Raw genomic sequence first — 23,421 nt, 5'->3', positions numbered from 1 at the left:
GGCCGCGGCCTGGCCTGTGGTGAAAATCGCCGGACCGATCCGCTAGATCAGTTTTTCTTGATGTTCCAGTACACCTGCGCACCGCCTGGAACGAGCCCGCTGATGTTGCTGCGCAAAGCCGCCGGGTTGTTGTATTGACCAAGATGCACGTGGCTGGCGGTCTCAATCGCACGCAACTGCAACTGCTCGGCGAGTTTTTTCTTCTCGGCTTCGGTGCCGGCCTGGGCGAACTTGACCTTCAGGTCTTCAATGACCTTGTCATCCTGCCAGCCAAACCAGCCCTTGTCGCCGGATGCATTGAGCATGGCCATGGTCAGCGGATTCTGGATGTCGCCGGCCGTCCAGGCCGTCATGAAGGCATTCCAGCCGCCCTTGTCCGGTGCATCCTTCTTGGCACGGCGGGCCAGCAGTGTGGCCCAGTCGGACTGCTGCATGTCCACCTTGAAGCCGGCGGCTTCGAGCTGCTGCTTGGCGACCAGCGGCAACTTGGCTATCGAGGCCAAGTCGGTTGGCCGCATCAGCACGATGGGTTCGCCCTTGTAGCCGGCCTCGGCCAGCATCTGCTTGGCCTTGGCCGGGTTGGCCATGCCGGTATAGATGCCGGTGTTGTCGCTGGCATAAGGCGTGCCGCAAGGGAACATGCTCTTGCAGAACTTGTACATGCCGGGCGCGCCCACCTGTGTTTTCAGGAAAGCCTCCTGGCCCATGGCCACCATGGCCGCCTGGCGGATCTTCACGTTGTCAAACGGGGCATGCAGGTGGTTGAAGCGGAAGATGTACTGCAGGCCGGCCGGTTGGGCATCCACAATCTGCACATCCTTGGCGGCCTTCAGCGAGGCGTACTGCTCGAAGGCAGGCTGCTCGATGATGTCGACCTCGCCGGCAATCAGCGCATTGAACTGCGTCTGCGGATCGCGGATGATGATCCACTCGACCCGGTCCAGGTACACCACCTTGCCGCCGGTGGTGCCGTCCGGCGCTTCTGCGCGGGGCTTGTACTTCTCGTTCTTGACGTACACCAGCTTCTCGCCCGGCTTGTACTCGGCCGTGACGAACTTGTAGGGGCCGGAGCCGATGTTTTCCTTGATCTGCTCGCTACCGGGCGTGGCCGCAATGCGGGCAGGCATGATGAAGGGCACGTTCGACGAGGGTTTGCCCAGCGCCTCGAGCATCACGCCAAAGGGCTGGTTGAACTTCACGACAAAGGTCTTGGCATTGGGGGTTTCGTAACTCGCCAGGCTTTTGGCCATGACACCGCCGAAACTGTCGCGGCTGGACCAGCGCTTGAGCGATGCCACCACGTCCTCGCTGGTGACGGGTTTGCCGTCGTGGAACTCCAGGCCGTCCCGCAGCGTGAAGGTCCAGACCTTGTTGTCCTTGGAAGCGCTCCAGGTGTCCACCATCTGCGGCTTGACCTTGCCCGCCAGGTCGGTCCCGAACAGCGTGTCATAAATCATGTAGCCGTGATTGCGGGTCACAAAGGCGGTGGTCCAGATCGGGTCCAGAATGGTGATGTTCGAATGCGGCACGACCTTGAGCGTTTTTGCCTGGGCCTGGGCCGCGGGCGGCAACAGCAAACCGGAAACCAGGGCCACCGAAGCAGCCAGGGTGAAAAGGGAGCGACGTTTCATGACAATTTTTCCTTGGCAACAAGAGTTGGGGACAGTCAGGCAGCAATCACAAAGCTGCTTTGTAATGTAACCACACTTCTGATGCAATATTCAAGCCATATGAAAAACAGCTCACAGCCCGGCAACCCCATCACTGCCTGGACCGCCACCGAACTGTCGCGCGCCATCCATGCACGCTGGGTTTCCTGCCGCGAAGTGATGCAGGCCTACCTGGACCGCATCGCCCAGGTCAACCCGCTCCATAACGCGCTGGTCAGCCTGCAGGAGACGGACCATCTGCTGGCACAGGCCGACGAACGCGATACGCAGCTGGCGCCCGGCAAGTCGCGCACGGGAAGCATGGGCTGGATGCACGGCATGCCGCAGGCCATCAAGGACCTGGCCGCCGTGCAAGGCCTGCCCACCACCCTCGGTTCACCCCTGATGCGGGAGTTTGTCGCCCGGGAAGACGGCCTCATGGCGTCGCGCATGAAGGCCGCGGGCTGCATCGTGATCGGCAAGAGCAACACACCGGAGTTCGGGCTGGGTTCGCACACCTTCAATGAGGTGTTCGGCGTCACGCGCAACGCGTATGACCCGTCAAAAAGCGCGGGTGGCAGCAGCGGCGGTGCGGCGGTGGCGCTGGCCACACGCATGCTGCCGGTGGCCGACGGCAGCGACTTCATGGGCAGCCTGCGCAACCCGGCCGCCTGGAACAATGTGTTTGGCCTGCGGCCCAGCCAGGGCCGCGTGCCGATGTGGCCGGTGCAGGACGTCTACCTCAGCCAGCTCGGGACCGAAGGGCCCATGGGTCGCACCGTCGAGGACGTCGCCAGGCTGCTCAGCATCCAGGCCGGCTGGGATGCGCGTTCGCCGCTGTCGATTGCGGAAGATGGCGCCCAGTTTTTGACCTTGCCTGCGCCGGACACCCGAACTGTCCGGATTGGCTGGCTCGGCGACCTCGAGGCCTATCTGCCGATGGAGCACGGCATCATCGACACCTGCGAGCAGTCCTTGCGGCGCTTCGAACAGCTCGGCTGTGCGGTTGAGGCGACGGCGCTGGGCACACCCGCCGACCGGGTCTGGCAAGCCTGGCTGGTGTGGCGGCGCGCCCTCGTCGCCTCGCGCATTGCCCCATTTCTGGTCCAGGACAGCAACCGGGCAAAGATCAAGCCGGAAGCGCTGTGGGAATACGACCAGGCCCAGGGCCTGAGCGCCAGCGGTTTTTCAGCGGCCAGTGCGCAGCGCACCGCGTTTTACCAGCACATGCTCACCCTCTTCGAGCGGTATGACTTTCTGGCCCTGCCTGCGGCGCAGGTGTGGCCGTTTGATGCGGGCGAGCGCTGGCCCCGCCAGATCAACGGCCACCCCATGGACACCTATCACCGCTGGATGGAAGTGGTGATTTACGCCACGTTCGCCGGCCTGCCGTGCATCAGCGTGCCTGCAGGCTTCGGCCCGCAAGGCCTGCCGATGGGGCTGCAACTGATCGGCAAACCGCGCGGCGACCGGGCCGTGCTGCAACTGGCGCAGGCCTACGAAGGTGTGGCGCAGGACATTCTTCAGATCACCCCGAGCCAGCAGGCGCGCTGAATCGCCGACATCTTGTTGTCCACCTTGAGTTTGGCCATGGCATTGGACAGGTGATAGTTCACGGTCCGCTCGGCGCACTGCAGGCGCTCAGCGGTCTGGCGCGCCGTCAAGCCTTCGAAGGCCAGCGCCAGGCATTCGCCCTCGCGCGGGCTCAGCGGACTGCTGGCCTGGGCCAGGGTGCGCTTGAACAAGGGCCAGATATTGAGGGCCGACCAGACCAGCGCCGCAGCCTCGGCGCGGTCGTGGAACTGGCGTGGACTGAAAATGAAACACTCGAAGGCCCGTCCTGACGGCAGCGGAAATTCGATCCGCACCACACTCTGGAAACCAAGGGCCAGCCACAACAGGCGCCAGCGGCTGGTGTTGCCGGACTCTGCCTTGCCAATGTGCTGCCAGGCCACGAGGGATGCATCCGACTCGCGCCAGGGCGCGCCGAAATCCTCGCTTTCTGCCAGCGCCAGCGCTGCGTCGAAAAAGCGGGGCGGGTGGACCGCTGCCACCAGCCGATCCTGCCGCTGGCCAAACGGGTCGGGGCTCAGCACCACCACCGCCTCGACGGAAAATTCGCGCAGTGCAGAAATCCAGTCACTCAACATGCTATCCAGCGCAATACTGTCAAAGTTGACAGGGGGCCGCATCGTCATTTAAGCCCCGGAACTGTGACAATGTATTGTGATATGTTGGAAAATTTACGCATGACTTCCGGAGTACCCGCCACGATCAAACAATTGATTCACACGCTATGGAGCAGCCCCGGCGCGTGGGTGCGGCTGTGGTGTGCGCGAATCAGGGCTGAACTGCTTCAGGAGCAGCTGGTTCTCATTTTGCACCCGTCGCGCTGGCGACTGCGCTGGCTCGGGCTGTTCACGCTGGTCGGTCATCCCCTGTTTGGGTGGATCTGGGGACAATGGCTGCCGCAGCCTTACGAGAGCCCCGCGCTTCGCGCTGTCATGGGCACGCTGGGCTTGCTGTTGATCTCGGAGAGCATCACCAACGATCCTTCCAGCAAGCTCTCGGCGCGAATTTTTTCTGTGGTTTTCTGGATCCAGCTGCCGGTTTTTTTCAGCTGGATGTATCTTTGCAACAACGGAAACACGGTCTGGCTGGCCAGCTATTGCGCCATGGTGCTGATTTATTACCATGTGACCGACTGGCGTGCAGCCACCCTGGGGACGGTCAGCGGGGCCCTGCTGGCCTGGGCGCTGTTCCAGGTGTTTGGTCCGGCGGTGACCCCCATGAGCCAGGAGCAGTTTTCCATCAACGCCGTCGTGATCGGCTTCAGCTGGGCCAGCGCCCTGCTGCTGGGGCTGTCGTCGGCCAACCTGCGGCGTGAGCACCTGCAGCACACGCTGACCACCATGGGCATCATGGCGCACGAATTGCGCACGCCGCTGGCCACGATGTCGCTGATCGGCGACGCCGTGCGCAATGAAGGCCGGCAGATCAAGGAGTCCGGCGGCGGCCAGCGGCTGGACCAACTGGTGGTCAGGCTGCATACACTGGTGCGCAACATGAACCAGCAGATCGACACGCAGATCGCCAATGCACGCCTGCTGCGCCTGCCGACACACCGGGAATCCGTGGCTGCCGCTGCGCTGCTGCGCAACGTGGTCAAGGACTACCCGTATCGCAATTCGCGCGAACGCGAATCTGTGGTGCTGGTGCTGCGCAAGGATTTTTCATTCGAATCGTCCTACCGGCTGTTCGCGCAGGTCATCAACAACCTGCTCAAAAACGCCTTTCGTGCGCTGGCGGCAACCAGCTCGGCCGCCAAACCCGGTGACCTGCGCATCGAGGTCGGGGTGCTCAATGGTTATGGGCGCATCATCGTCACCGACCAGGGCACCGGGGTTCCGCCGGAATTGCAGGCACGCATCTTCGAGCCGTTTTTCTCGACCGACCGGGGGACCGGTCACGGACTGGGGCTGGCTTTCTGCCAGCAGGTCGTGGAAAGTGCCGGCGGCACCATCCGGGTGAAGTCCGAGCCCGGGCGCGGCGCCATTTTCATCATCGAGCTTCCGGTTCTCAGGTAACCCAACCCATACGCGCATCCATGAGTTTTCCCTTGTTTCATCGCCCGGGCGCCATCGTTTTCCTTGACGATGACTCTGCCTACCTCGAAATGCTGGCGATGGTGCTGCCACGCCAGTGGTACGTCAAGCTGTTCCTGCGGCCGCAGACCTGCATCAACCAGCTGCAACAGGAACCGCCGCTGTGGGAGGCCGACGCATGGACGCAGCAGGAGATGATCGAGCGCTGGCGTGCAGGCAGCCCGCTGATTCCGCAGGTCCTGAACTACTGGGCCAACCACACCGAACGTTTCGGACTGGCCAGGGTCTGCGTGTTCGACTACGCCATGCCCGGCATGGACGGCCTGCAGGCACTGGGCGAGTTGACGGACTGGCCAGGGGGCCGGGTGCTGCTGACCGGGCAGGCCGACGAGCATGTGGCGGTGAGCGCCTTCAACCGGGGGCTGATCGACCAGTTCATTGCCAAGCAGACCGTCGACATCTCCCAGCACCTGATCACCGTGATCCAGCGCATGCTGGCCCAGCCGCAAATCCGCCATTCCCAGATATGGCGGGCCGCGCTGACCCAGCCCCAGCATGCCCTGTTGCAGGTGCCGTCGGTGGCGCGCCAGCTCACCAGTCTGGCCAGCAGCCACTGGGTCGAACATGTGGTCATTGGCCAGCCCTTCGGCATCCTGGGCATGGGCGCGGACGGTCGCGCCAGCTGGCTGCAGCTGGAGTCTGCCGCAGGCCTCGCCGACCTGGCGGAGCTGGCAGAGTCCCAGGGCCTGAAGACGGCTGCCGCTGACGACATCCGGGCCGGCCGCCACCTGGTGGACCTCGAGCTTCAGCAAGCCCTGGGGCAACCCGGACCCGCGCGCCTGGTTCCGGCGTTTTCCATTGGCCACGATGGCACCTTGCTGGGTGCCCTGTTTCCGGTCGAGTTGGCCGCCAGTCCGCCGGGGTTGACCGGTTACAAACACTGGCTCAAAAAACACGGCCGGCGCACTGTGCGGGACTAGTCTTGCCGAACCTTCCAGCGGCTTAACTTGTTTCAGCCGTCCGCGCCCGGCGGGCAATCGGCCAGTCCCAGGGCTTGACCAGCGGCGCGACCTCGTACGCGACCGCCTCCACGTGGCTGAGCTCCGCATCGGTCAGCCCAGCGTGCAGGGTCAGGCGCACCATGGCCCGGTTGCGGCTGGTCGCCGGGGCACAAAACACTGCACCAAAAACACCGCGTTCCTCCAGGTGGTCGCGCAGCACCATGGTGTCAGGTTCGGTGCCGGCCTCCAGGGAAATGATCTGCTCCGTGCCCTGATGGATCGGGTAACCCATGTCCGACAGGCTGCCGCGCAGCCTCAGCGTATGGGCCCGCAGGCGCTGGCGTTGTTCGTCGCGTTTGCCGATCACGGCGAGTGTGGCGCCCAGGCCGGCGATCTCGTGGGATAGCAGGCAGGAGCTGAAGATATTGGGGTAGCTGGAACTGAGGATGTAGTAACGCAGCTCTGCAGGCGCCGTGAAAAAACCACCGCGCCCGGCAAAGGCCTTGGCCAGGCTGGCCGTGATGAAATGCACCCGGTCCGTCAGACCGAGTTCGGCGCACAGCCCGGCGCCGCCGGGTCCATGCGTGCCGAGCGAATGTGATTCGTCCACCAGAATCATGCAGCCGTGGCGCTCGGCCACTTCCACCATCTCGCGCAGGGGACACAGGGCGCCGGTGGTGCTGTACACCGAGTCCACCACCACCACACCCGGACCGTGCCGTGACAACACCCGGTCCAGGTGGGCCGGGTCGTTGTGGCGAAACGGATGCGCCGGTGCGCGCGCCGCATGCGCGCCCTCCCACAGCGACGTGTGCGCCAGCGTGTCGAGGTAGACCGGGGTTTGCGGATCGGCAATGGCCTGCAGCAAACCCACATTGGCCGCGTAGCCGGACTGGCAGACAAACCCGTCTTCCTTGCCGACCCACTGGGCCAGGTTTTTTTCCAGTGTCCGGGCGGGATGCTCGCCATGCACAAACACGCCGGACTGGATCACGAACTCCCGGTCGTTGCGCAGGGCTGCCACCTGGGCGCTGACGATGTCGGGATGGCCGGTCACGCTGAGGTAATCGTTGCCGTCCAGCCGAACGGCATCGGGGCCGGCCGTTCGGCCGTGAAGGACAAACTTGCCACCCCATTGCTGTTGCCAGCGGGGCGTGAATTCGCGCGCAATGCGCTGCTGCAGATGCGGAGAGAGGCCCGGGTTGACAACTGCTTTTGTTACCAGTTGTGCGGGGGATTTTTCGAGAAGTTGAGCGTGCATGGTGGTTACCTTGTGAAAAAGTACCACCATTGAAGATGAATTTAACAAATTCAGGGTTGCCCCCCCTGTCAACATTGACAGGGGTCAGCTCCCGAAAGTCGGATTCCGGTGTAGTAATTGCCCTAAATCACTACCTTGGTATTACTTTGATGTTGCATGGCGACCACTTGTCAGGCTTAAAGCGGCCAGTGCCATGATTTTTGCGCTGTCCACCAGCTCCTGAATGCCCACATATTCGTCGGGCTGATGCGCCAGATCGAGAATGCCTGGACCGTAGGCGATACACGCATCGAGCTTGCCCGTGCGCACGATGTGTTTCTGGTCGTAAGTGCCGGGACTGGAGATGTAGCTGGCCTCGCGGCCCAGCACCCGGGCGATGGCGCGCGCGGTGGCCAGCACCACCGGCGCGTCCTTGGGGGTGGCCGTCGGCACAAAACTCATGATGTCCCGGATGCCGTAGTCAAAGCCGGGGCGGCTGCGCTTGAGCTCCTCGAGCATGGCCACAATCTCGGCCTTCACGGCCTCCAGGTTTTCTTCAGCGATGAAGCGGCGGTCCAGCACGGCGCGGCATGAGTGCGCCACCACCGGCGCCGGCAGATCGCCGGTGGGGCGGCCGCGCGCGTCCATGGCAAACAGCTGCTCCACCTGGCCACCGTGCAGGCTGTTGATGTTGAGCGTGCTCACCCGGGCACCAGGCGGCTCCACCGGTTCCGCGGTATGGCGCCCGGACAGCCGCGGCTGCAGCTGCGTCTCCAGCAGATGGATGAAGGCGCTCATGTGGTTGATGGCGCTGTCGCCCAGGAAGGGCATGGAGCCATGCGCAATGCGGCCCAGGGTCTCGACCTCGCCCCACCAGACACCGCGGTGCCCGAGGCAGATGCGGTCCACCCCGAGCGGCTCGGGGATGATCACATGGTGCACGCGCGGTTTCGTGAAATAACCGCGCTCGGCGAGATAACCCACGCCGGCGAAGCCGCCCGACTCTTCATCGACGGTGCCTGAAATTTCCAGCGCGCCGGCAAACGGCAAGCCTTCTTCAAGAATCGCCTCGCAGGCAATCACGCTGGACGCCAGTCCGCCCTTCATGTCGCAAGTGCCGCGGCCGTAGACCTTGCCGTCCCGGATCTCGCCGCCAAAGGGATCGGTGGTCCAGCCGGAACCGGCTTCCACCACATCGATGTGGCTGTTGAAGTGCACACACTCACCACCGGGCGCACCTTCGTAGCGCGCCACCACATTGATGCGCGGATGGGAGTTGCGGTCGCCCGGGGCTCCCTCGGCCCGGATGTATTCGACGGCGAAGCCGCGTTTTTGCAGCCGCTCGCCAAGCAGTCGGGCGCAGGCTTCGTAGGCGTTCCCTGGCGGGTTGATGGTGGGAATGCGAACCAGGTCCTGGGTGAGCGCAATCACCTCGTCGCGTTTGGATTCAATGCGTTTGAGCAGGCTGTCATTGTTCATGCAGCCAGTTTATGTGAACCGGGCCCGGCTGTCTCATGGCAGTTCATGCACGGCCTCGGGGGCCCCCTTCGACAGGCTCAGGGCGATCCGTCCGAAGCGACAAGCGTGGGGGGCTCCCTCCTCACCAGCAGGGGCCGCGGGTCCGGCTCCGCCGGCCCGCAGGCGCAGCGCCCCCTCGGGGGGCAGAGAGCTACACGAAGTGAGCGAACGTGGGGGCTCTAATTCTGCCGCCACGGCAGGCCGCGGTAACGCCAGCCGCCGCGTGCACCACGATGGGCCTGCGCATCGGGATCGCCTTCGAACCCTTCCAGGATGTTGTAGGCCTCCAGCCCCAGTTCGGTGGCACGTCGGGCGGCGGCGATCGAACGCACACCGCTGCGGCAAAGCAGCACGGCCTTGTGGCCCGCCGGCACGGCGGCCCGCAGGCCTTCGTCGAACTGCGGGTTCATGGCCATGCCCGGCCATTGCTTCCACGCCAGCGCTATCGCACCCGGCACAAAACCCACCCATTCACGCTCCGCATCGGTGCGTACATCGACCAGCACCGCCTGGCCGGCCTGCCACCACTGGCAGGCCAGTTCGGGCGACACATTGCCGGCATAACCCTCGGCCGGCAGGACCTGGAACAGGTCGGCCCCACCGGCATCGTGGCGACCGGTCCCCATGCCGGAACTCTGGTTGGCAGGAAGCGCTTCGTCCATGCGCGCGGGCCGGGGCAGCTGGAGCTGTGCCATGGTGGCCACAAACTCGGCCAGGCTTTTCCCGGCGATGCGGGCATTGCCGGCCTTCTCGGCCGCAATCGTCGAATGGGTCCGGCCCTGGTAGTCGTGGCCCGGCCAGACCACGGTGTCGTCCGGCAGCGTGAACAGCCGCCCGGTGATGCTCTGGTAGAGGTCTTCGGCGCTGCCGGACTGGAAGTCGGTCCGGCCGCAGCCGTTGATCAGCAGGGTATCGCCGGTGAACACATGGTTGCGCCAGAGGTAACTGACACTGCCGGCCGTGTGACCCGGGGTATGCATCACGCGGACCTGTTCACCGCCGACCTGCAGCACATCACCGTCGCCCAGCTGCCGGGCGGCCGTGGCAATGCCGCAGCCTTGCGGCGCCGCCGTGCGGGCGCCGGTGTGTTCCGCCAGTTGCCCCGCGCTGGTGATGTGGTCGGCATGGGCATGCGTCTCCACCGTCCACAACAACTTGAGCTGGTGCTCCCGCAGCACCGCGAGGTCGCGCTCGACCTGCTGGTCCACCGGGTCGATGATCAGGGCCTCGCGCGTGGACGGATCAAACAGCAGATAGGTATAGGTGCTGGAGGCTGGGTCAAAAAGCTGAATCGGTGTCATGACAGGTTTCCAGGGCCGCAGGCAGGCAAAAGGCCTGCCTGCGTGAGCCCCAGTTTAGAACCTCATGGCCGGCGACAGCCTGTCGCCCCCTCCAAAAAAAGAAGCATGCGCCGGAACCATCGTCGCCACACGCCGTTTGCCGACGCGGAACGGACGGGATCGATCTGAACATTGACTGAAAGCTGACAGCTTTCAACCATCGTTAGACACGGCCCAGATAAACAGTTTCACCCCATTTGGAGGCAATTGCCGCTGCCCCGTTGGTAAAAACCCTCTTCCATGCCGGGCCGCTATGGAAAAAGATAGTGCGCTAACGTTTTTTCACAACAGGAGACAAGCCATGACCGATATCAAGACCCCTCGCCGCCGCAGCCTGCTCAAGGGCGCAGCTGTTGCAGCCGGCGCCGGCGCCATGTCCGCACCGATGCTGGCGACCGCGCAAACGGCCACCACGCTGCGCTTCCAGAGCACCTGGCCGTCGAAAGACATCTTCCACGAGTACGCCTCCGACTTCGCCAAAAAAGTCAACGACATGGCGAGCGGCAAGCTCAAGATCGAAGTGTTGCCCGCGGGCGCTGTCGTTCCTGCGTTTCAGCTGCTCGAGGCCGTCAACAAGGGCACGCTGGACGGTGGTCACGGCGTGGTCGCTTACCACTATGGCAAAAATTCGGCGCTCGCACTGTGGGGTTCCGGCCCGTCCTTCGGCATGGACCCCAACATGCTGCTGGCCTGGCACAACTACGGCGGCGGCAAGGCCCTGCTGGACGAGATTTACAAGTCCATCAACATGGACGTGGTGTCCTACCTCTATGGCCCCATGCCGACCCAGCCCTTCGGCTGGTTCAAGAAGCCGATCTCCAAGGTCTCTGATATCCAGGGCATAAAGTTCCGTACTGTGGGTCTAGCCGTCGACATGTACACCGACATGGGCGCGGCCGTCAATCCGCTGCCGGGCGGCGAAATCGTGCCGGCGCTGGATCGCGGCCTGATCGATGGCGCCGAGTTCAACAACGCTTCATCGGACAAGCTTCTGGGCTTCCCTGACGTGGTCAAGAACTGCATGCTGCAGAGCTTCCACCAGAGCGGCGAACAGTTCGAGATCCTGTTCAACAAGACCAAGCTCAACGCCCTTCCGGCGGAACTCAAGGCCATCATCGACTACGCCGTTCAGGCAGCCAGCGCAGACATGAGCTGGAAGGCCATTGAGCGCAACTCCAAGGACTACATCGAGCTCAAGAAGGCCGGCGTCAAGTTTTACAAGACGCCCGACGCCATCCTGCGCGCACAGCTAGCTTCCTGGGACAAGATCATGGTCAAGAAGGGGGGAGAGAACGCGCTGTTCAAGAAGGTGCTCGACTCGCAGAAGGCCTTTGCCGAACGTGCAGGCCAATGGCAAAACGACTACACGGTCGACTTCAAGATGGCTTATAACCATTACTTCAGCAAAGGCAAAAAGGCTTAAATCAAGCTTCGGCATCTAAGGGGCACCTTGGGTGCCCCTTTATTTTTTCAGGGACCGTCCTTTGGCGGCGCTAGGAGTTGCAATGCAATCGTTTTTACTGGCGGTGGACCGGTTTTCCACCTGGATCGGCAAGGCCTGCGCCTGGAGCGTGGTCCTGCTGACCGTGCTGATCAGCTGGGAGGTGTTCAGCCGTTACGTGCTCAACCACCCCCACGCCTGGGTGCTCGACGCCCAGATCATGCTTTATGGCCTGCTGTTCATGATGGCGGGCGCCTACACCCTGAGCAAAAACGGCCATGTGCGCGGCGACGTGCTTTACGGCTTTCTCAGGCCGCGCACGCAGGCGATCGTCGACCTGACGCTGTACATCCTTTTCTTCCTGCCGGGCGTTGTCGCGCTGACCTGGGCCGGCTGGACCTATGCCAATGAGTCGCTGGCGATCCGCGAGCAGACCTTCAACGCCGACCCGATTCCGATCTATCCGTTCAAGTTCGTGATTCCGGTGTCGGGCTTTGTGCTGCTGCTGCAGGGCTTTGTGGAAATCATCCGCTGCATCCAGTGCATACAGACCGGCGCCTGGCCGGTGCGCGAAGGCGACGTGGAGGAAGTGGACGTGGAAAAACTCAAGGAAATGGTGCACGTGAAAGACGAAGACATGGCAGCGCTCGAGCGCGATCTGGCCCTCAAGGAGAACCACAAATGAAGATCCGCAAAGAACTCTGGTTCGGCCTGACCTTCATGGCGCTGGTCATCATCGGCGCCGCCACGCTGCTTCTGAGCGTCGAGAAAATCACCAACGGGCACCTGGGGCTGCTGATGCTGTCCCTGGTGGTGACCGCCATCATGCTCGGTTTTCCGACGGCCTTCACGCTGATGGGCATGGGCATGATTTTCACCTGGCTGGCCTACAACCGGGACACGACGAAGACGCTGGACCTGATGGTCCAGGCGGCCTTCAAGACCATGGCCAGCGACGTGCTGATTGCGATACCGTTGTTTGTTTTCATGGGTTACCTGGTCGAACGGGCCAACCTGATCGAAAAACTCTTCAAGAGCCTGCATCTGGCCATGGCCCGGATTCCCGGTTCGCTGGCCGTGGCGACCCTGGTCACCTGCGCCATCTTTGCGACGGCCACCGGTATCGTGGGTGCCGTGGTCACGCTGATGGGCCTGCTGGCCTTGCCGGCGATGCTGCGTGCCGGTTACAGCGTCCCGCTGGCGGCCGGCGCCATCACGGCGGGCGGCTGCCTGGGCATCCTGATTCCGCCTTCGGTGCTGCTGATCGTGTACGGCGCGACCGCCGGCGTTTCCGTCGTTCAGTTGTACGCTGGTGCGTTTTTCCCGGGCCTGATGCTGACCGGCCTGTATATCCTCTACGTCATCATCGTCGCCAAGCTCAAGCCGCAATGGGCTCCTCCGCTGTCGGCCGCCGACCGCGTGGTCACGTTGCCGCCCCTGACGCAGCGCCTGACGAGCAGCACGGCCACCCACGCACTGACAGCCTTGTTCAGCGCGCTCAAGGGAAAGCGCAATGCCGACGTGCCTTTGGGCCACATCCTGCGACAACTGACGGTGGTGGTCCTGCCGGGCCTGCTCTTTCTGCTGGTGCTGGTGACCAGTTACCGGGCGGTTACCACCGTCGAAGCCGAAGCGATGTATGACATCCAGCAGATAGGCGCGTCCAGCTCGTCAGCAGCACCAGGCGCTGATGCCGGTGGTCTGCAGGAACCTCCCCAGGAAGGTGGCCTGAAAGAGCCGGTTGCCGAGGGCGGCCTGCAGGAACCCCCGTCGGGTGATGTCAAGGAGCCACCAGCCGCCGAAGCCCCCGCCGCGCCGGCGGCCGCGAGTGTGGCAGCACCTCCCGCCGCAGTTGCCGCCAGCGCCGACAAGACACCTGCTGACGCGACCACGCGCGACGCGCCCACCTGGTGGTGGGTCTGCTTTGCCATTTTTGGCGCGCTGGTCGCCCTCTTCTACCTGTTCCTGAGTTTTGCGCGGCTGGAAATCTTCAAGATGCTCCTGACCTCGTTTTTCCCGCTGATGATCCTCATCATCTCGGTGCTCGGGTCCATCGTGATGGGACTGGCCACTCCGACCGAGGCGGCCGCGATGGGCGCCCTCGGCGGCTTTCTGCTGGCGGCGGCCTACAAGCGGCTCACACTATCGGTGCTGCAGGAGTCGGTGTTCCTGACGGCCAAGACCTCGGCCATGGTGTGCTGGCTGTTTGTCGGTTCGGCCATCTTCTCGGCGGCTTTTGCGCTGCTGGGCGGCCAGGAACTGGTCGAGACCTGGGTACTCAGCATGAACCTGAGCAAGACGCAGTTCCTCGTGATGAGCCAGGCGATTATTTTCATTCTCGGCTGGCCGCTGGAGTGGACCGAGATCATCGTGATCTTCATGCCCATCTTCATCCCGCTGCTGGATAACTTCGGCGTCGATCCGCTGTTTTTCGGCCTGCTGGTCGCCCTGAACCTGCAGACGGCTTTCCTGAGCCCGCCGGTGGCCATGGCCGCGTTTTACCTCAAGGGCGTGGCACCGAAGCATGTGACGTTGAACCAGATCTTCGCCGGCATGTTGCCCTTCATGGGCATCCAGATCCTGGCCATCGTCCTGCTGTACCAGTTCCCCGCCATCGGCCTGTGGTTGCCGCAGTTGCTGTACAAATAGAACCAAGCGGGCATCGCCCACCAGTCGGAAACCAAAGGGGCGCGCAGGCGCCCCTTTGTTTTGGAAAAACGGTAAGATTGACGTTTACGTAAACGTCAATCACCCACACGGAGACAGCCATGTCCAACGGCAACAGCAAGCGCGCGGCCCTGCTGGCCCCCTGGCAACCGCCCAGCACCGGTCGCGGCCGGCCGTTCGGGCTGTCCGAACTCAAGGCCTCGGCCAAGCCCCTGTCGACCGGGGACAAGGAGGCAGACAAGGTCGCCGTGGACGCCCTGGCGATGGAACTTGATGGCCTGCAGGACCTTTTTTTTGCCGACAAGCGCTACAAGCTGCTGGTCCTGCTGCAAGGCACCGACACCTCCGGCAAGGACGGTACGATTCGCGCCGTGTTCAGCCGAACCAGCCCGCTGGGCGTGCACACCGTGGGCTGGAAGGCACCGAGCGAGGAAGAGCGGGCACACGACTACCTGTGGCGCATCCACCGCCAGATGCCCGGGGCGGGCGAAACCATGATTTTCAACCGCAGCCACTACGAGGACGTGCTGGTCCCGGTGGTCCAGGGCTGGATCACGCCGGAGCAGACCGCGCAGCGTTTTGCCCACATCAACGCGTTCGAACGCCTGCTGGCCGAAACCGGCACGGTGATCCTCAAGTTCATGCTGCACATCAGCTTCGAGGAACAGGGCCAGCGCCTGCAGGAACGGGTGGACGATCCGACCAAGCGCTGGAAGTTCAGCATGGGTGACCTCGCGGTACGCAAGCAGTGGGCCGACTACCAGAAGGCCTACGAGGCGCTGCTGGGGGCAACCAGCACGCCCTGGGCACCCTGGACCGTGGTGCCCGCCGACTCCAAAACCCACCGCAACCTGATGGTGGCCACGCTGGTGCGCGACAAACTGAAGTCGCTGGACCTGCGCTACCCGCCTGACGATCCGGCGCTGGCCGGATTGAAAATCGAATAACTCCTCCCGCATCCAAGCCACGAGACAACCTCCAGAGAGCGCCGCCATGACCGACCTGTCCGCCGACTACCAGGCCCTTGCCAACTACCGCCCCACGCACAAGGTGCGCTTTGTCACTGCCGCCTCGCTGTTTGACGGCCATGACGCCGCGATCAACATCATGCGGCGCATCCTGCAGGGCATGGGTGCCGAAGTGATTCACCTGGGCCACAACCGCAGCGTGGACGAAGTCGTCACAGCGGCGCTGCAGGAGGATGCGCAAGGCATTGCCATCAGCTCCTACCAGGGCGGCCACGTCGAGTACTTCAAGTACATGGTCGACCTGCTCAAGAGCCGGGGTGGCGAACACATCCAGGTGTTCGGCGGCGGCGGCGGCGTGATTGTGCCGCCGGAGATCCGCGAGCTCCATGCCTACGGCGTCGCCCGCATCTACAGCCCCGAAGACGGCCAGAAAATGGGCCTGGCCGGCATGATCGGCGAGATGGTCATGCGCTGCGACAAGGACCTGACCGGTTTCGCCCCTACAGACCTCCAGGCGATCGAAGGCCATGGCGAGATGGCTTGGCGGGCGCTGGCGCAGCTGATCACCGCGCTTGAAAACGATAACGCAGATTCGGCTTTGGTCCAGTCGCTGCGGGCGCAAGCTGCTATCAAAAAGATACCGGTGCTGGGCATCACGGGCACCGGCGGCGCCGGCAAGTCCTCGCTGACCGACGAACTGATACGCCGGCTGCGGCTGGACCAGAACGACCAGCTGCGCGTGGCCGTCATCAGCATCGACCCGTCGCGGCGCAAGAGCGGCGGCGCGCTGCTCGGCGACCGCATCCGCATGAACGCCATCAGCCCCTGGCAGCAGGGCCCGCGCGTTTTCATGCGTTCTCTGGCCACGCGCGAATTCGGCAGCGAGATCAGCAAGGCCTTGCCCGAAGTGATTGCCGCCTGCAAGGTCGCCGGCTTTGACCTGATCGTGGTCGAGACCTCGGGCATCGGCCAGGGCGATGCCGCCATCGTGCCGCATGTGGACGTGCCCATGTATGTGATGACGCCCGAGTTCGGCGCCGCCAGCCAGCTCGAAAAAATCGACATGCTGGACTTCGCCGAATTTGTGGCCATCAACAAGTTCGACCGCAAGGGCTCGCTCGACGCCCTGCGCGACGTGGCCAAGCAGGTCCAGCGCAACAAGGAAGCCTGGGGCACCGCGCCCGACCAAATGCCGGTGTTCGGCACCATGGCCGCGCGTTTCAACGACGACGGTGTCACCGCGCTGTATCAGGCCCTCAAGCCGCGCCTGGCCGGACTCGGCCTGAAGCTGGCCGACGGCGCCCTGCCCGCCGTCGACGTGCGCCACAGCACCAACCAGACGCCGGTGGTGCCGGCCGCGCGCACGCGTTACCTGGCCGAGATCAGCGACACCGTGCGCGGCTACAAGAAGCGCGCCCGCGAACAAGCCAGGCTGGCGCGCGAAGTGCAGCAGCTGCAAGCCGCGGCCGCCATGCTGAAGATCGACAAGCCGGACCGCGCGCCCGCCGCCGAGGCCGCGCTGGACCTGGCCGGCAAGCGCAAGGCCCGCATGGACAGCGATGCACGGCAGCTGCTGGGCCAGTGGCCCGACATGCAGCAGGCGTATGCCGGCGAGGAATACGTGGTGAAGATCCGCGACAGGGAAATCCGCACGGCGCTGACCAGCAAGTCCCTCTCGGGCACGACCATCCGCAAGGTGGCGCTGCCGCAGTACGAAGACCACGGCGAGATCCTCAAGTGGCTGATGCTGGACAACGTGCCGGGCAGCTACCCCTACACCGCCGGCACCTTCGCCTTCAAGCGCGAGGGTGAGGACCCGACCCGCATGTTTGCCGGTGAAGGCGATGCGTTTCGCACCAACACGCGTTTCAAGCTGCTGAGCCAGGGCATGGCCGCCAAGCGCCTGAGCACGGCTTTCGACTCGGTCACGCTGTACGGCAACGACCCCGACCTGCGGCCCGACATTTACGGCAAGGTCGGCAACAGCGGCGTGTCGATTGCCACGCTCGACGACATGAAGGTGCTGTACGACGGGTTTGACCTGTGCAGCCCGAGCACCTCGGTCAGCATGACCATCAACGGCCCGGCGCCCACGATTCTGGCGATGTTCATGAACACCGCCATCGACCAGAACCTCGAAAAATTCAGGAAGGACAACGGGCGCGACCCGACCCCGACCGAGCTTGAAAAAATCCGCGAATGGGTGCAGGAAAACGTGCGTGGCACGGTGCAGGCCGACATCCTGAAGGAAGACCAGGGCCAGAACACCTGCATCTTCTCGACCGAGTTCAGCCTCAAGGTGATGGGCGACATTGCCGAATATTTTGTGCACAACCGCGTGCGCAACTTCTACAGCGTCTCCATCAGCGGTTACCACATCGCCGAAGCCGGCGCCAACCCGATTTCGCAGCTGGCCTTCACGCTGTCGAACGGCTTCACCTTCGTGGAAGCCTACCTCGCGCGCGGCATGCACATCGACGACTTCGCGCCGAACCTGAGCTTTTTCTTCTCCAACGGCATGGACCCGGAATACACGGTCATGGGCCGCGTCGCGCGCCGCATCTGGGCCGTGGCGATGAAGGAAAAATACGGTGCCAACGAACGCAGCCAGAAGCTCAAGTACCACATCCAGACCTCGGGCCGCAGCCTGCACGCGCAGGAGATCCAGTTCAACGACATCCGCACCACCTTGCAGGCGCTGATTGCGATTTACGACAACTGCAACTCCCTGCACACCAACGCCTTCGACGAGGCCATCACCACGCCCACCGAAGAGTCGGTGCGCCGCGCGATGGCGATCCAGCTCATCATCAACCGCGAGTGGGGTCTGGCGAAAAACGAGAACCCGTCCCAGGGCGCCTTCATCATCGAGGAACTCACCGAGCTGCTGGAAGAAGCCGTGCTGCTCGAATTTGAGCGCATCGCCGAGCGCGGCGGCGTGCTGGGCGCCATGGAAACCGGCTACCAGCGCGGCCGCATCCAGGACGAGTCCATGCATTACGAGATGCTCAAACACACGGGCGAGCTGCCCATCATCGGCGTCAACACCTTCCGCAACCCACATGGCGACGCGGTGCAGGACAAACTGGAGCTGGCCCGCTCCACCGACGAGGAAAAGCAGAGCCAGCTGGCACGCCTGCAAGACTTCCACCAGCGCCATGTCAAGGAAGCACCGGCGATGCTCAAGCGCCTGCAGCAGGCGGTGATTGCCAATGACAACGTGTTCGAGGTGCTGATGGACGCGGTACGCGTCTGCTCACTCGGCCAGATCACCCACGCGCTGTTCGAGGTGGGTGGGCAGTACCGGCGGAACATGTAGATTGCTATTAATACAGTAGCTTCTAGCGCTTTCTGCGTAAGGGCTGTGGGCACTTTTTATTAATGATCCGGCATCACGCTGCGCCCGCGATTTGCCTCGGACAGTAGGTCCGACTCCCCACTCCCTCCCCCCGCCCCTCCCTCGCCCCGCTGGGCGATGGAGGGGAGCTTCATTTGGCCGCGTGTGCTGCGCCCGCGTGCATACATCACGGCCGCTTGGCTCCGACATGACGCGCTGCGCGCGTCATGTCTCCCCGTATCCGCTCCCGTATTCGTCTCCACCCGTCGGGCTGGGCCGAGGAGCACAGGCAAGAGCGGATCAGGGCTCGCGATTGTTTGAGGCGAAGCCGAGTTCGAGCGAAACCCCGCTTTTGCCGAGCACCGCAGGTTGCCCGCAGCGAAGCGAAGGGACCCAGACCATCCGGTCGCCTTTTCTTTGGGTACTTTCTTTTGGCGACGCAAAAGTAAAGTGCCTCGCCCGCCGGGGCGAGACCCGGCTTGCTGGCGAACCACCACCCACGGATCAACACGCGGCGTCGACCCTTCGACAAGCTCAGGACAGACCAAGCTCAGCCCGAACGGTATGAGTTATCAGACATGGATCCCGGATCAAGTCCGGAAGGACAAATCCGGTCCAGCCCTCAGCCCAGCGCCGTCCACAACAACGCCAACCCCGAGCAAACCAACAACCCGTCCAGCACATGCCCATGCACAGCCACGCTCATGCGCAGCACCAGCGCCTTGCCTGCGAAGGTGCCAGCCATCAGCGAGGCGCCCACGATCAGGCCCTGCAGCAGCAGGTCGACGGGCAGCGCGCCGAATTCATGAAAAGTCACGACCTTGCTGAGGTAGATAAACAGCGAACTGGCTGCTTCCGTTGCGAGGAAGGCGCCCTTGAGCAGGCCATAGGACAAAAAGACCGGAACACTGAGCGGCCCGGTGGACAGCACAAGGCCGGTGAGAAAACCGATGCATGTGCCAGCCACGGCGAGGTGCCACAGCCGCGCCTTCCACTGCAGGCGTGCCAGCACGTGGCGCACCGGGACCATGGCGAGGAAAAAAATGCCGAGGCCGATCTCGATGACGTGCGGCGGCAGGGCCAGCAAGGTGCGGGCACCCAGGGCTGCCGCGGGCACGCCGGTGACGGTGTAGGCGGCGACCGCCTTCCAGTCCACCTCGCGCCACCAGGCCAGCACACGTGACAGGTTGGCCATGACCGCCGCGATGGCCATGATGGGCACGGCCTGTTTCGGCCCGAAGGCATGGACCAGCACCGGCAGCAGAATGATGGACGAACCGGTGCCGATGACGCCGCTCAGGCAACCGGCTGCAAAACCGGTGAGCAGGACAAAGGTGTAGGCGGCCATGGCCTCAAACTCGTCCGGACGGCGCGCAGCAAAAAGCCCCGCGAGCCGGGGCTTGCTGCAAAGGCACCCCCATCAGTGGATCACGATGGAAGGTGCAGCCGCGAACGGCTTAGCCGCCTTTGTGCGGGCGCTTGCCGGGGTTCTTTTTGCTGCGGGTCCAGGTGCCGCGCTCCAGGCTGATCTTTTGACCACGGCCGGCCGTGCGGGTCATGCCGGGGGCGGGAACGGGCTTGGGTGCGCAGATGTCGGCTTCGACGCGGATTTTTTTGGACATGGAAGACTCCGGATTAAAAAATTGGCAGAACCCGGCATTTTAAGCTACCGCGCCCCGGTCGGGGCAAGGCAGGGCCAGCCGGCCGTCCGGAACCGATTTACATGGCCCCCTTCAGCGGCAGATTCAGCAGCAGATTCTGCGGTTTGAGCTTGACCGACTGGCCGGCATTCATCATCAGGCCCAGGTACACCGGCTTGCCGGCCACATCGGCGCGCATTTCCTGCGGGTCGGCAAAATCGAGCCGGAACAGGCTGAGCAGGCGCTGCAAACGTCCGGCCTCCACCTCCCGGCCCTCGTACAGGTCATTGAGCAGCGCCGTCGCCTCCACGTCCAGCCCCACATGCCAGCGCCAGGCGGCGTCATCGACCTTTTGCAACGGCCGGATGCTGACCTCCACACCGAGAAAATGCTGCACCCACTTTTCCAGCACACGCGCCAACGCTGTCAGGCCCGAGCGGGCGCGCGTCATGGTGAACACCAGGCCGTGGCTCAGATCGTTGCTGATTTCATGCGTCAGGTCGAGCAGGAAGTGGTGGCGGTCGCTGGCGGGCCAGTAGTCGGGCGCGTTGGCATCCGTCAGCACCTGCATGTCAATGCTGCGCAGCGGTGCCTGGGCCTCGGCCAGGAAACGCCCGAAGTCGCCGAGCCCGCCGGTTTCGTTGAACATGTCCAGTACCTCGCGGTCGCCGGCCAGCACCTGGCCGTCCTGCGTGCTGATGCGCTGGGCACGAAACAGCATCTCGGCGGCACGCACCTCGTAGGCGTCGGTGGTGTCGTCCAGCACCTGGCGCAGGATGGCCTGGGCCAGCAGGTCGATGAACAGCGGCGCAATGCTGATGCTGCCGCTGCGGAACAAGCCCAGGTAATAAGCCTCCAGCGTGCCGGCCGCCAGCAAGCCGTCGCGAAAACGCAAAAACAGGCTGTAACTCTCGCGGGCGTCTGCGTCCTGCAGGGCCTGCAGTTCGGCCTCGGTCACCGGCCGCGACGGCGCGGCCAGCAAGGCCGCATGCAACGCCTGTTCGGCCGCGCAGGACTCGGGCACCAGGGCCAGTTCGGGGCGGCTCAAGAAGAGACGCAGGTAATCGTCGGTGGGTGCCAGCCAACCCCGTGGGGTGATCTGGAGCTGGCTGAAGCCACTGGAAGGCCAGAAATTTTGCATGGGGGCAATCGTCGCACATTGCGCAGGCAGGCCAATTGCTATCAATTAAATAGCTGCTTGCACCCGTGGAATAAGGGAGAAACGGGTATTTGTCATACAAAATCCGCAAAGCCGGTTCTGGCGCGCTCAGGCCCTGGTAGAAAAGGCAGCGGCCACCGACCCGCCCTGCGTCCGGGTGGCCGACGCTGTTTTTTTGCTTTGCGTACAGTAGGGTGTTGCAATGCGCAGGGCGCAGGGCGCAGCAGATGGAGACACCCATGAACACAACTTTGAAACCACGTGAATGGCGGGGGCACACGCTGGCCTCGCTCGGCACCAGCCTGCTGGTGCTGGCGCTGGCGCCCGCCTGGGCGCAGTGGCCCACCGTCACCACCCGGACCGAAACCTGGTCAGGCACCGGCCCGCCGCCCGACTACAGCGCCATCGAGCGGGCGCAGTGGGAACAATGGCAGTTGCAGCGCGAACAGGAGCGACGCCAACGTGAGCTGACGCGCCTGCAGGATGCCCAGATCCGGCAGAGCCAGGATAGCCTCGGCGAACGTGCGTTGCGGGAGCAGGCGCAGCGCAATGGCACCTGGGTGCCCCAGCGGCCTGGCCCGAGCGACCAGGAGCAGGCCTGGCGCGAACAGCAGCAGTTGCAGCGTGACCAGTGGCGGCAGCAGCGCGAGCTAACACGCCAGGATGACCAGCGGCAACGGCAAAGCGAGGAGTCGCTGGGCCAGCGCGCCCTGCGCGAGCAGGCGCAGAACCGGCGCGAACAGGGCCGCATTTCCAGCGGCGACAAACGTTAGGGCTGCGCCTCGCGGTAACGGGTGGCCTGCGCATCCAGCCAGCTGCGAAACAATGCCAGCACCGTGTTGTCGGACTTCTGTTCCGGGTAGATGAAGTAATAACGCCGGTCGCTGACGAACTCATGCTCGATCAGCGGCACCAGGCGGCCCTGCTTCAAGTCCTCTTCAATCAGGAAACGCGGGATCAGCGCCAGCCCCTGCCCATGGATAGCCGCTTCGGTGGTGATGGAAAACAGCTCCATGCGCGCCCCGGCCAGGTCGTTGTCGATGTGCAGGCCCAGCGACTCAAACCACTGCCGCCAGGCGTAAGGCCGCGTGCTCATCTGCAGCAGCGGCAGCGGCAGCTGCGCCAGGTCGGCGGCCTTCAGCGTGCGCCGTGTCTTGACCAGCGCCGGGCTGCCCACCGCCACCAGGCGTTCATCCATCAGGAAACAGGACGCCGTGCCCGGCCAGCCGGCGTCACCCGCGAAAATGGCCGCGTCCAGCGCGGTGTCGGCAAACAGGAAGGGCCGGGTGCGCGACGACAGGTGCACCGCAATATCGGGGTGCAGGCGCTGGAAATCGCCGAGCCGCGGCACCAGCCACTTGGCGGCAAAGGTCGGCACCACCCCCAGCTCCAGCGCCCCGCCGGCCCCGCCCTTGGCCATCAAGGCCAGCGTATCGCGCTCCACGTCGTCGAGTCGGGCACGCACGTTGCGCGCGTAGTTGGTGCCCGCTTCGGTGAGCAGCACACCGCGTTTGGTGCGCCGGAACAGCTTCACGTTGAGGAAGTCTTCCAGACCGGCAATCTGGCGGCACACCGCGCTCTGGGTGACCGCGTGCTCCTGCGCCGCCTGGGTAAAACTCTGGTGGCGCGCGGCCGCTTCAAACAGCGCCAGCGCCGTGGTGGAAGGGATTTTTCGTCGCATGGCGGGCTCCTGCCTGGGCGGCTTGCTTGGAGTTCCATTTTTGCACACATCCGTGCCAAATCATCGGTTGCGCCGGGTGCCGGGCTGCGCGTATGCTCTCACCATCATCCTTCCCGACCCGGCCTCCTGAGTTGCGATTTATGCACACAGGCAGGCCTCCCACCCCCTTTGGAGA

The 23,421-nt window shown here is 63.9% G+C and carries 18 protein-coding genes and 1 pseudogene; 9 read left to right on the top strand and 10 right to left on the bottom strand.

Annotated features, from left to right (window positions below; genetic code table 11):
* Nucleotides 1-47: 47 nt before the first annotated feature.
* Nucleotides 48-1,631, bottom strand: a complete 1,584-nt coding sequence (locus B7G53_RS04145) for an ABC transporter substrate-binding protein (protein WP_096663975.1) — start codon at nt 1,629-1,631, stop codon at nt 48-50.
* Between the two features lie 99 nt (nt 1,632-1,730).
* Here B7G53_RS04145 and B7G53_RS04140 point away from each other — a divergent pair, with 99 nt between their 5' ends.
* The gene (locus B7G53_RS04140) at nt 1,731-3,203 is read left to right on the top strand and encodes an amidase (RefSeq protein WP_096663972.1); all 1,473 of its coding nucleotides are present in this window, start codon (nt 1,731-1,733) and stop codon (nt 3,201-3,203) included.
* Here the strand turns inward: B7G53_RS04140 and B7G53_RS04135 are convergent.
* On the bottom strand, nt 3,173-3,799 hold the full coding sequence (locus B7G53_RS04135; RefSeq protein ID WP_255249906.1) for a helix-turn-helix transcriptional regulator: 627 nt from the start codon (nt 3,797-3,799) through the stop codon (nt 3,173-3,175). The genes B7G53_RS04140 and B7G53_RS04135 overlap by 31 nt on opposite strands.
* A 99-nt stretch (nt 3,800-3,898) precedes the next feature.
* On the opposite strand from B7G53_RS04135, the gene B7G53_RS04130 reads away from it, so the two are divergent.
* A complete protein-coding gene (locus B7G53_RS04130) occupies nt 3,899-5,236 on the top strand; it encodes a sensor histidine kinase (protein WP_096663969.1) in 1,338 nt (445 codons plus the stop codon).
* A gap of 20 nt (nt 5,237-5,256) precedes the next feature.
* On the top strand, nt 5,257-6,234 hold the full coding sequence (locus B7G53_RS04125) for a response regulator (RefSeq protein ID WP_096663966.1): 978 nt from the start codon (nt 5,257-5,259) through the stop codon (nt 6,232-6,234).
* A gap of 22 nt (nt 6,235-6,256) precedes the next feature.
* On the opposite strand, the gene cqsA is transcribed toward B7G53_RS04125, so the two are convergent.
* The 4 genes and pseudogenes from cqsA to B7G53_RS23130 form a co-directional block, all read right to left on the bottom strand.
* On the bottom strand, nt 6,257-7,516 hold the full coding sequence (gene cqsA / locus B7G53_RS04120; RefSeq protein ID WP_096664586.1) for an alpha-hydroxyketone-type quorum-sensing autoinducer synthase: 1,260 nt from the start codon (nt 7,514-7,516) through the stop codon (nt 6,257-6,259).
* A gap of 141 nt (nt 7,517-7,657) precedes the next feature.
* Complete coding sequence (locus B7G53_RS04115) at nt 7,658-8,974, bottom strand: acetylornithine deacetylase/succinyl-diaminopimelate desuccinylase family protein (protein WP_096663963.1); 1,317 nt, start codon at nt 8,972-8,974, stop codon at nt 7,658-7,660.
* Between the two features lie 218 nt (nt 8,975-9,192).
* Nucleotides 9,193-9,639, bottom strand: a complete 447-nt coding sequence (locus tag B7G53_RS23135; protein ID WP_255249915.1) for a rhodanese-like domain-containing protein — start codon at nt 9,637-9,639, stop codon at nt 9,193-9,195.
* Between the two features lie 174 nt (nt 9,640-9,813).
* Nucleotides 9,814-10,314 (bottom strand): annotated as a pseudogene (locus tag B7G53_RS23130) (MBL fold metallo-hydrolase); the annotation flags it as partial.
* Between the two features lie 340 nt (nt 10,315-10,654).
* On the opposite strand from B7G53_RS23130, the gene B7G53_RS04105 reads away from it, so the two are divergent.
* The 5 genes from B7G53_RS04105 to icmF all read left to right on the top strand — a co-directional run bounded on the left by B7G53_RS04105 (nt 10,655) and on the right by icmF (nt 18,748).
* The gene (locus B7G53_RS04105; protein ID WP_096663958.1) at nt 10,655-11,776 is read left to right on the top strand and encodes a TRAP transporter substrate-binding protein; all 1,122 of its coding nucleotides are present in this window, start codon (nt 10,655-10,657) and stop codon (nt 11,774-11,776) included.
* Nucleotides 11,777-11,858: 82 nt separating this feature from the next.
* The gene (locus B7G53_RS04100) at nt 11,859-12,479 is read left to right on the top strand and encodes a TRAP transporter small permease subunit (protein ID WP_096663955.1); all 621 of its coding nucleotides are present in this window, start codon (nt 11,859-11,861) and stop codon (nt 12,477-12,479) included.
* Nucleotides 12,476-14,443: a TRAP transporter large permease gene (locus tag B7G53_RS04095; RefSeq protein WP_096663952.1), complete on the top strand. Its 1,968-nt coding sequence runs from the start codon at nt 12,476-12,478 to the stop codon at nt 14,441-14,443. The genes B7G53_RS04100 and B7G53_RS04095 overlap by 4 nt, the downstream gene beginning before the upstream one ends.
* A gap of 119 nt (nt 14,444-14,562) precedes the next feature.
* Entirely contained in the window at nt 14,563-15,408 is an 846-nt protein-coding gene (locus B7G53_RS04090; protein ID WP_096663949.1) for a PPK2 family polyphosphate kinase, read from the top strand.
* 46 nt (nt 15,409-15,454) lie between these two features.
* Nucleotides 15,455-18,748 carry a fused isobutyryl-CoA mutase/GTPase IcmF gene (gene icmF / locus B7G53_RS04085; protein ID WP_096663946.1) on the top strand — a complete coding sequence of 1,098 codons (3,294 nt, stop codon included), beginning with the start codon at nt 15,455-15,457 and terminating at the stop codon, nt 18,746-18,748.
* A 640-nt stretch (nt 18,749-19,388) separates the two neighbouring features.
* Here icmF and B7G53_RS04080 read toward each other — a convergent pair.
* The 3 genes from B7G53_RS04080 to B7G53_RS04075 form a co-directional block, all read right to left on the bottom strand.
* Nucleotides 19,389-20,114 (bottom strand): sulfite exporter TauE/SafE family protein, encoded by a 726-nt coding sequence (locus B7G53_RS04080; RefSeq protein ID WP_096663943.1) that lies wholly within the window; start codon nt 20,112-20,114, stop codon nt 19,389-19,391.
* Between the two features lie 109 nt (nt 20,115-20,223).
* A complete protein-coding gene (locus B7G53_RS22790; protein ID WP_168173476.1) occupies nt 20,224-20,388 on the bottom strand; it encodes a hypothetical protein in 165 nt (54 codons plus the stop codon).
* Nucleotides 20,389-20,485: 97 nt separating this feature from the next.
* The gene (locus B7G53_RS04075) at nt 20,486-21,547 is read right to left on the bottom strand and encodes a DUF6352 family protein (protein ID WP_096663940.1); all 1,062 of its coding nucleotides are present in this window, start codon (nt 21,545-21,547) and stop codon (nt 20,486-20,488) included.
* A 257-nt stretch (nt 21,548-21,804) separates the two neighbouring features.
* On the opposite strand from B7G53_RS04075, the gene B7G53_RS04070 reads away from it, so the two are divergent.
* Nucleotides 21,805-22,338 carry a hypothetical protein gene (locus B7G53_RS04070; RefSeq protein WP_096663938.1) on the top strand — a complete coding sequence of 178 codons (534 nt, stop codon included), beginning with the start codon at nt 21,805-21,807 and terminating at the stop codon, nt 22,336-22,338.
* Here B7G53_RS04070 and B7G53_RS04065 read toward each other — a convergent pair.
* Nucleotides 22,335-23,246: a LysR substrate-binding domain-containing protein gene (locus tag B7G53_RS04065; protein ID WP_096663935.1), complete on the bottom strand. Its 912-nt coding sequence runs from the start codon at nt 23,244-23,246 to the stop codon at nt 22,335-22,337. The two genes, B7G53_RS04070 and B7G53_RS04065, sit on opposite strands and share 4 nt — an antisense overlap.
* Between the last annotated feature and the right edge of the window lie 175 nt (nt 23,247-23,421).

It is taken from the genome of Polaromonas sp. AET17H-212 (assembly GCF_002379085.1).
Taxonomy (GTDB): Bacteria; Pseudomonadota; Gammaproteobacteria; order Burkholderiales; family Burkholderiaceae_C; genus Polaromonas.
Note: the sequence above shows the minus strand (reverse complement) of the source record. Positions and strands in the feature narration are given on the sequence as shown.